Raw genomic sequence first — 6,469 nt, forward strand, 5'->3', positions numbered from 1 at the left:
TTAGCAAGATTCATGCCATTACGCTCATCTTTGGCGCGGACTAATAACTGATCTTGACGTTCCTGTAACCAAGAGGCGGTATTCCCAGCTTCCAAATACTCAATGCTGGGGTAGTCGTCACGTAAAAGTGCCGTTTCTTTGGTTCCTAGCATTGGTATTTCTTGCTGCATCTCTCTCATTTTAGTGAAGTCTTGTAGTGTGGATCGCAGGGGGGCAGGGGGAGCTAATGTTTTATTAGCCAAGGTGATGGATTATTAATCATGTTGACTAAACCACCAAGAATGCGATTATAGGCTCCATACAATTCTCTGCCAGATTCAACATTAAGATAGTTGCATTTAACAGCAAACTCAATCCAAGTTTGAGTTTCTGCTGACTCTGCTTCACAGTCATTTAATTTAGCTATAAATGCTGCTTGGTATCGCCGTTTTCTCCATGCTTCTGCAAAATTCGCACATACAGAACGGGATGATCTGCGAATTTGATCTGTTAATGAATATCTTTCTTCTATCGGGAAACTTTTAGAAAGTTCAAAAATCCGCATAGCTGTATCAAATGCCATTTTATAAACTTCTAAATCCTTATGGTCTTTAATAGCCTGTTTATTCATCTCTTTGCTTGTATTTTCTATTTATTAAGCAATCTCTTTCTCCCCCTGCTCCCCTGCTTCCCCTGCTCCCCTGCCTTATTTAGTAAGTTTCCAAATGCCGTAACCAATCTCGCCTGCCATCATTGAAACTACGTTGTAAGCAAAACAAGCCAGGATTAAACCTGGGTTAGTGTAGCGGAAGGGATTACGGCCAACGAAGGTAGTAGTCAGATCCAAAACCCAGAAAAATAGTGCGATCGCTCCACCTGTATGACGTTCTTTCATGCCAGCAGCTTTATAATCACCCCAGAGCGCGACTGTCAAATCGATGTTTCCAGTCGGTTTTGTACCCAAAGTATATTGCTTGGAATCTTCAAATTCATGCTTGGCTTGCTGGGGATTTTTACCACGTAAGGTTCGCGCTTCCATCACTTGCACTAATGCCGAGATGCCAAAACTAATCCAAAACAACACATTGAACGGTAATTGTAACCAACCGATCCAACCGATCCATTCTTGCTCAAACCACGGAAAAATCGGTTTTCCCTGGAATAAAACTTGCCAGATGCTATCAGTAGAAAGGAGTGTACCAATCCAGAAACCAATTGCACCAACCAGCTTGTATCCGGGTGTGCCTGGGGTAACGAATTGGGCAATGATATGTGAGATAAAGATGACTGGCAGTGAGATTAATGCCACAATCCACCGAGCTAATAATTCTAGGTAGTCACTCCCTCCTTTTTTCGGCTCTTTTTGTGGTGATGATTCTGGTTTTGGTTGTGAATTAGATTTGTTTGGAGTGAGATATTTCATAAATCAATTACGGGAATCTTGGTACAGTGGCGAATTCTTACAAGCGTTTTTGAACCGATATTTCCATTTCCATTGCCTTTGTTCAATTCGCCCAATACATAACTCAGTTGAGTCATACACAAAAACTGTCTCATCTTCTAAATAACCTGTAATGTCGGGTCTAGGGTTACGTTTTTTTGAGTCTAAATAGTTCCTGATTCGTAACTTACTGAATGAGGGCGTAACTCCAAGAGAGTTAATTTTGTCGGCGGTTTCTGCCCTTTGCTCGGCTTTAATACGTTCTAGTTCTCTGACTCACGAATAGTAATGCCACTGTTGTAAGTTTTGAATTGGGCTGGCAGTTGCGATAACCAAGGACTTGCGATTAACCCCATGCCCAATAATCCCAACATCGCTTGCTTCTGGTATTTCATTGTCACTCAACCGGAATATTTTACGGTTGTTGCCCATCGATACTTTGTGTTGTTTGGGGCGGCGGTGCATTAGCAACACGAATGTAAACAGACAGCCCAATACAAATTAAGAAAAAAATAATTGAGAATCCGAAAAGATTCTGCTCGAAGAACTTGCGCCATTTTAAGTTGGCGACTGAATTTGTTTGCTCAACAAAGAGCGTGTCAAATTTTTCAGATCCTGAATTGTCGCGGGTCGTGTAGACTTTTTTTCTGATGTCGGCACTCCTAATTCGTCTAAAAATGCTTTTGGGTCAAAACCAACAGTTGCAGTGGTAGTCAGGGTTTGAACTTGTTTCTTTACCTCATCCCCAGTCTTTAACCCGTACTCTTGGGTAATTTGTTGCCTGATTTCGGGATTCTTGGCCAACTGATAAATAAACGCTATTTCATCAAAGCCTTGCTCTGTCCGTCGCTGTAATGAACGAGCATCAAGTTCACTGGTGATTTCATCGAACAATTCTTGCTCAAATTCATGAACTGCCAGCGCTTGAGCAACAGCCTTGCCTGCCACGATGTCCAAGAATGCTTTAAAAGTTTCCCGACTGACTCCAGCAAGATGTAATTGTTCACTCACACTTTCTATGGCATGAGTTTGTATATTCGCCAAATTGCTCTCACCTCCTAACAGCTTCGATTTGTCGAGGGTTGCTTGCGCTAGATTGAACAACTTTTCTAAGCGATCGCTGATTTCTACAGGAAATTCTTCTGCATTTGGGTCAACTGTTGGATCTGACTGAGCCAGTTGTTCTAATCCAGCAATAATTTGTTGTGTGCTGTAATTGGCACTTAATAATTCAAACAATTCTGCACGAGTAAATATGCTATCCGACATGATGTGTTTCTCCTAAACTGTGTGATGTAAATCCCAGTTGCTCTTGTTCAAACTGGGCGCGGGTGTACTCGACTTTATTTGCTTCAACAATTGCTTCGACGAGAGCTTTTTTGTCAATCCCTTGAGTGATATCTCCAAATAATTCACCAATCTTTCCTACCACCCACACTTGATAAGATGTGATCGGTGCAGCACGGAGATTTTTCTCTTGGGCTAATGTCTGCATCCTTAAAAGTATTAATCTATACTCTGGAATCAAAGAAGCGACTTTTGCCCATCGTTCCAATGTCCGGGGACAAATACCTAAAATTTTCGCCGCTTTCGCTTTTGACATTGGTAAAACTAAGGGATTTACCCCTGATCGGCTTCGTTTTTGATTAAAAAGTTGTTTTCTCCATTCTGATTCCATGAACTTAGTCAAATCCGTATCAATAGCCTTAAAAAGATAGTCAATATCCGTAGCATCTAAGTGTCAATATGGATATCAATATGGATGTCCATGTGGATATCAATGACCAGTGTCTATTGACTGTCTATTGACCTTGCTCTTTTATAATAAAAAACCGCGCCAAGCGGTTCAAGCTACTAAGTTGACAACTTTGTTGATAACTCATAAATTTTCAGTGGGATATTTACCAAGCTCCTTCGGGGCGAAAGCTCTTACCTTCTTTCAACCATTTATTATGATGTATTGCGGCTAAAGCTTTTACTCTCGAAGATGGTTGACGATGAGTTTTAGAAGATTTACTACAAGCATACGCTGTCATTGTTCTGGCTCTAATATTTAAATATTCTGAAGCTTGCTCGTAACTTAATCCCCAAATTTCACAAAAAACTAACGGGTCAAGTTCTTTGATTTCTTCAGTTTGTGCGCTCATACTTTTACCCCAAAACTTAACTTTTGAGCTAACTGCCATTTCTCGCAGAAGCGATCACCTTCTTTGTCCGGTGGCGATCGCTTTAATTTATGGTTGGCTCTTTTATATGAACTGGGCAAATGATTTCCCCTATGGTCATTTTGAAGCCTGACTTTGTTTAACCAACACTGAACGTAAATACTGCCGACAAGCTGCTTCTCCTCGATAAATCAGAATCCGCAGCGCCTGTATTTCCTGCATTGGAGAAACACAGATTTCGGCAATGGCACTAATCAGATTTTGTTGCTTCTGCACATAATCTTGATGCTGCTGCTCCAACTCTTGAATCTTGGAGTTTAGCTGTTGTATCTGCCGCAATGCTTTTGTCAGAGACGATTCTTTGTTTCGAGAGCGATTATCTAGAGTTAACGTCATTTTTTTGCTCCTCTAAATTTAGATTCTTTTTGTTTGCTGTTGAGTCGCTTGCTGTACACCATCAATTGCATCTACTATTTCTTCTAAAACATTGAACGCATCATTTAGGACTACATCGTTTGATGTAGAAAAATGCTCTGACGATTGAAGCCTGCGATAATCTTTACTACTCCCCACAAGCCGCAACGTATATTGACATCCTTGTAAAATAGTCCGAATTTCTGATGTAGTTAACTTGAGTTCCATCGTTGTTTCTCTCCCTAAAATTTATCTCGTTGAGTACTGAGGCTTGCTCCGACTAAAGAAGTCCCTAAGAATGCGGAAAAACTGACCAGCATTACACCCAAGCAAATACTTTTCTGTTGCTGCCAACCAGAAATGATTACGTTGGGATTATTAGTCTCGATAATCTCCAGCCCCCAGCAAGCCATTGCTCCGACTCCTGAAAAACCAGTCAACAGTAGAGATACAATTGCAGTTGTTTCTATGGTGCGATCAACGAAAATCCTGGGGTTGAATCTTCTCCTAGTACGTCGGCGAAGAGACAATTTACTCTTGTGGTCTAATTGAGATTGGTAAACAACTTATTTGTGATTAGTCATTTGGAATCCTCCAATTCAATAAAAAACCCTGCACCAGTATTGCTAATCTTTACCCTTCTTTGATTGATCAAGGTTTGAATAACTGACAAACTGAAGTTAATATGACACAATCGAGCGCTACCCCCACACCGACGCAGGTATTGTATGCATAGTGAGGAATTATCAGTAGGAGTAGGATGAGTAGATTTTCGCGGCATGATATTTTCCTATTGGTGTTATTCAATTCAGTTCAGGTAATTGTGCAAGCGCACCTTCCATCCATGCTTGAATTGCTTCCATCTCAGAAACACCTCGTAATACAGCATCGATTACCTGTTTCTGATAAGAGTTAATAGCATGATTCGGATGTCCAAACTTATTACCAGCCCAAGCCAAGCACATGGTCTTTATTAGTTCATCAATCTGAAGAGAATCAAGCTCACTTGGACTTGTAACATTTCGAGAATGTAGCCATTTGCTGAGTCCGGGAGTGACAGCATCTAATACAGCATCTAGCGTTGCATATTTGTGCTTGAAGTGAGGATTAGTACCGTCTTTTTGAATGGGGTTAAACTCTGCCTTTGCTTTAATTAAAGCTTTGATTAGTTCTTGCATTGTCCGGCTCCTGTTTACCAATCACTTTCATTGATATCACCAGACACTTTTTTGTTAGACTTAACCTTATTTATCTGAAACTCTGAGGCTTTCAAGACAGGCATTGCCGCAAGTTTTACTGAAGCTTTGGCTTGATGATAGAGGAATTGTGTTATTCCATCCGCGTCTTCCCCATCCTCGACTTGCGCCCATAGAGAACAACCTAGTTCCAGTGACTCGTAGTCGCCTAGATTGAATTTCCTAGAGTAGCTAACAGATACAGTTGTGAATTTCATGTGATTCGGTTTTGGTATATGTTGGTTGTTAATTCTCTTCGTTAGTATCAACCATCTCGATGCTGAACATTAAACACAAATCGCTAGCTTTTACACCGATAATTCCTGGCTCAATTTCAGTAGATAATTCCTCAATCATTGAATGAAAGCCAGGGTCTTCATCATTAATTTCGACCTCAATCAAACCTGCATTATTCGATATAACATTTGCCCAACTTGGCAAAAATTGAGGAATACTGGTTGCGTAGAGTTTCATACTTCTGCCTCTTGATTAAACTTGACTTCAACAATTTCTTCTACACAACCCATTACCTCAGCCAAATAATGCAATGTATCGCCCAAGTGAGTTGCTGCTTCTGGGTCAATCTTCTTATCAGCAATCAATTTCCGCCAGTTTTCATCTTGAACGATCGCCTGAATCTTCAGGTAGCATGAGTTGAATTCTTGTAGTATTTCTATGGGTGACATTGCTATATTATGAAGTGAGTAAAACAGTCTTATTGAAGAAGTGGGCAGCAACGCCCACCTCGTTTTTTACGCTGCAACTAAATAAGCAAGCTTGTGGAACATACCTTTTTAACCGTTCCCACTCGTCACTCGTCAGTGCATCAAATTCTTTATCGAGTAATTCCTCTTCTGTGGATGGTTGTTCTGTAGTTGCTGTTAATCTACCTGTCATCACCATGAAGTCGTTTAATCCCACTGCTGCATCCAACGAGTCGGCGTATCGAATCTTATCTACTGCATTCGACCAATGAGTAATGTGTTGAAATATCACTCCAATCATGGAATCAGCTTTGTACACGCGATAAACTTTGGGGCAAGCTCCATTCACGTAAACCAGCTTGTAGGGAGGAATCTCTTGCACCTCTGCGTTGGGGTCGGTTGGAGGTAGGAGAATTCTCAATACGGTTCGGTTAAGCTCTAAGCAGTATTGATTACAGAAAAAGTAAGTGTTTCCAATTTAACTCCTGCCCCCTTATGTACTGGCTTCTTGGACGGAAACTTAGCCCTAGT

General features: G+C 40.9%; 16 protein-coding genes. All 16 read right to left on the minus strand.

The window, feature by feature from the left end; genetic code table 11:
- Window positions 1-223 precede the first annotated feature (223 nt).
- The 16 genes from H6G97_RS42820 to H6G97_RS42890 all read right to left on the minus strand — a co-directional run bounded on the left by H6G97_RS42820 (window position 224) and on the right by H6G97_RS42890 (window position 6,359).
- On the minus strand, window positions 224-610 hold the full coding sequence (locus tag H6G97_RS42820) for a four helix bundle protein (protein ID WP_190946617.1): 387 nt from the start codon (window positions 608-610) through the stop codon (window positions 224-226).
- A 75-nt stretch (window positions 611-685) separates the two neighbouring features.
- Window positions 686-1,402, minus strand: a complete 717-nt coding sequence (locus tag H6G97_RS42825; protein ID WP_190946618.1) for a hypothetical protein — start codon at window positions 1,400-1,402, stop codon at window positions 686-688.
- Window positions 1,403-1,683: 281 nt separating this feature from the next.
- Window positions 1,684-1,815 carry a hypothetical protein gene (locus H6G97_RS55125; RefSeq protein WP_277883431.1) on the minus strand — a complete coding sequence of 44 codons (132 nt, stop codon included), beginning with the start codon at window positions 1,813-1,815 and terminating at the stop codon, window positions 1,684-1,686.
- A gap of 163 nt (window positions 1,816-1,978) precedes the next feature.
- On the minus strand, window positions 1,979-2,689 hold the full coding sequence (locus H6G97_RS42835) for a hypothetical protein (protein ID WP_190946619.1): 711 nt from the start codon (window positions 2,687-2,689) through the stop codon (window positions 1,979-1,981).
- Window positions 2,679-3,023 carry a MerR family transcriptional regulator gene (locus H6G97_RS42840; protein ID WP_242055982.1) on the minus strand — a complete coding sequence of 115 codons (345 nt, stop codon included), beginning with the start codon at window positions 3,021-3,023 and terminating at the stop codon, window positions 2,679-2,681. The genes H6G97_RS42835 and H6G97_RS42840 overlap by 11 nt, the downstream gene beginning before the upstream one ends.
- A 298-nt stretch (window positions 3,024-3,321) precedes the next feature.
- Complete coding sequence (locus H6G97_RS42845) at window positions 3,322-3,567, minus strand: hypothetical protein (protein WP_190946621.1); 246 nt, start codon at window positions 3,565-3,567, stop codon at window positions 3,322-3,324.
- Complete coding sequence (locus H6G97_RS55130; RefSeq protein WP_277883432.1) at window positions 3,564-3,686, minus strand: hypothetical protein; 123 nt, start codon at window positions 3,684-3,686, stop codon at window positions 3,564-3,566. The genes H6G97_RS42845 and H6G97_RS55130 overlap by 4 nt, the downstream gene beginning before the upstream one ends.
- 16 nt (window positions 3,687-3,702) lie before the next feature.
- Window positions 3,703-3,981 carry a hypothetical protein gene (locus H6G97_RS42850; protein ID WP_190946622.1) on the minus strand — a complete coding sequence of 93 codons (279 nt, stop codon included), beginning with the start codon at window positions 3,979-3,981 and terminating at the stop codon, window positions 3,703-3,705.
- An 18-nt stretch (window positions 3,982-3,999) separates the two neighbouring features.
- Window positions 4,000-4,227, minus strand: a complete 228-nt coding sequence (locus H6G97_RS42855) for a hypothetical protein (protein WP_190946623.1) — start codon at window positions 4,225-4,227, stop codon at window positions 4,000-4,002.
- A 14-nt stretch (window positions 4,228-4,241) separates the two neighbouring features.
- Window positions 4,242-4,529 (minus strand): hypothetical protein, encoded by a 288-nt coding sequence (locus tag H6G97_RS42860; protein ID WP_242055983.1) that lies wholly within the window; start codon window positions 4,527-4,529, stop codon window positions 4,242-4,244.
- Window positions 4,530-4,579: 50 nt separating this feature from the next.
- Complete coding sequence (locus H6G97_RS42865; protein ID WP_190946624.1) at window positions 4,580-4,780, minus strand: hypothetical protein; 201 nt, start codon at window positions 4,778-4,780, stop codon at window positions 4,580-4,582.
- Window positions 4,781-4,802: 22 nt separating this feature from the next.
- Window positions 4,803-5,177: an ERF family protein gene (locus tag H6G97_RS42870; protein WP_190946625.1), complete on the minus strand. Its 375-nt coding sequence runs from the start codon at window positions 5,175-5,177 to the stop codon at window positions 4,803-4,805.
- Between the two features lie 14 nt (window positions 5,178-5,191).
- Window positions 5,192-5,452 carry a hypothetical protein gene (locus tag H6G97_RS42875; protein ID WP_190946626.1) on the minus strand — a complete coding sequence of 87 codons (261 nt, stop codon included), beginning with the start codon at window positions 5,450-5,452 and terminating at the stop codon, window positions 5,192-5,194.
- A 28-nt stretch (window positions 5,453-5,480) separates the two neighbouring features.
- Entirely contained in the window at window positions 5,481-5,708 is a 228-nt protein-coding gene (locus H6G97_RS42880) for a hypothetical protein (RefSeq protein ID WP_190946627.1), read from the minus strand.
- Entirely contained in the window at window positions 5,705-5,920 is a 216-nt protein-coding gene (locus H6G97_RS42885; RefSeq protein ID WP_190946628.1) for a hypothetical protein, read from the minus strand. Before H6G97_RS42885 ends, H6G97_RS42880 begins: the two co-directional genes overlap by 4 nt.
- 7 nt (window positions 5,921-5,927) lie before the next feature.
- The gene (locus H6G97_RS42890; RefSeq protein WP_242055984.1) at window positions 5,928-6,359 is read right to left on the minus strand and encodes a hypothetical protein; all 432 of its coding nucleotides are present in this window, start codon (window positions 6,357-6,359) and stop codon (window positions 5,928-5,930) included.
- Window positions 6,360-6,469: the final 110 nt, after the last annotated feature.

Origin of the sequence: Nostoc flagelliforme FACHB-838 (genome assembly GCF_014698065.1) — a bacterium.
In the GTDB taxonomy this organism is placed as follows: Bacteria; Cyanobacteriota; Cyanobacteriia; order Cyanobacteriales; family Nostocaceae; genus Nostoc; species Nostoc flagelliforme_B.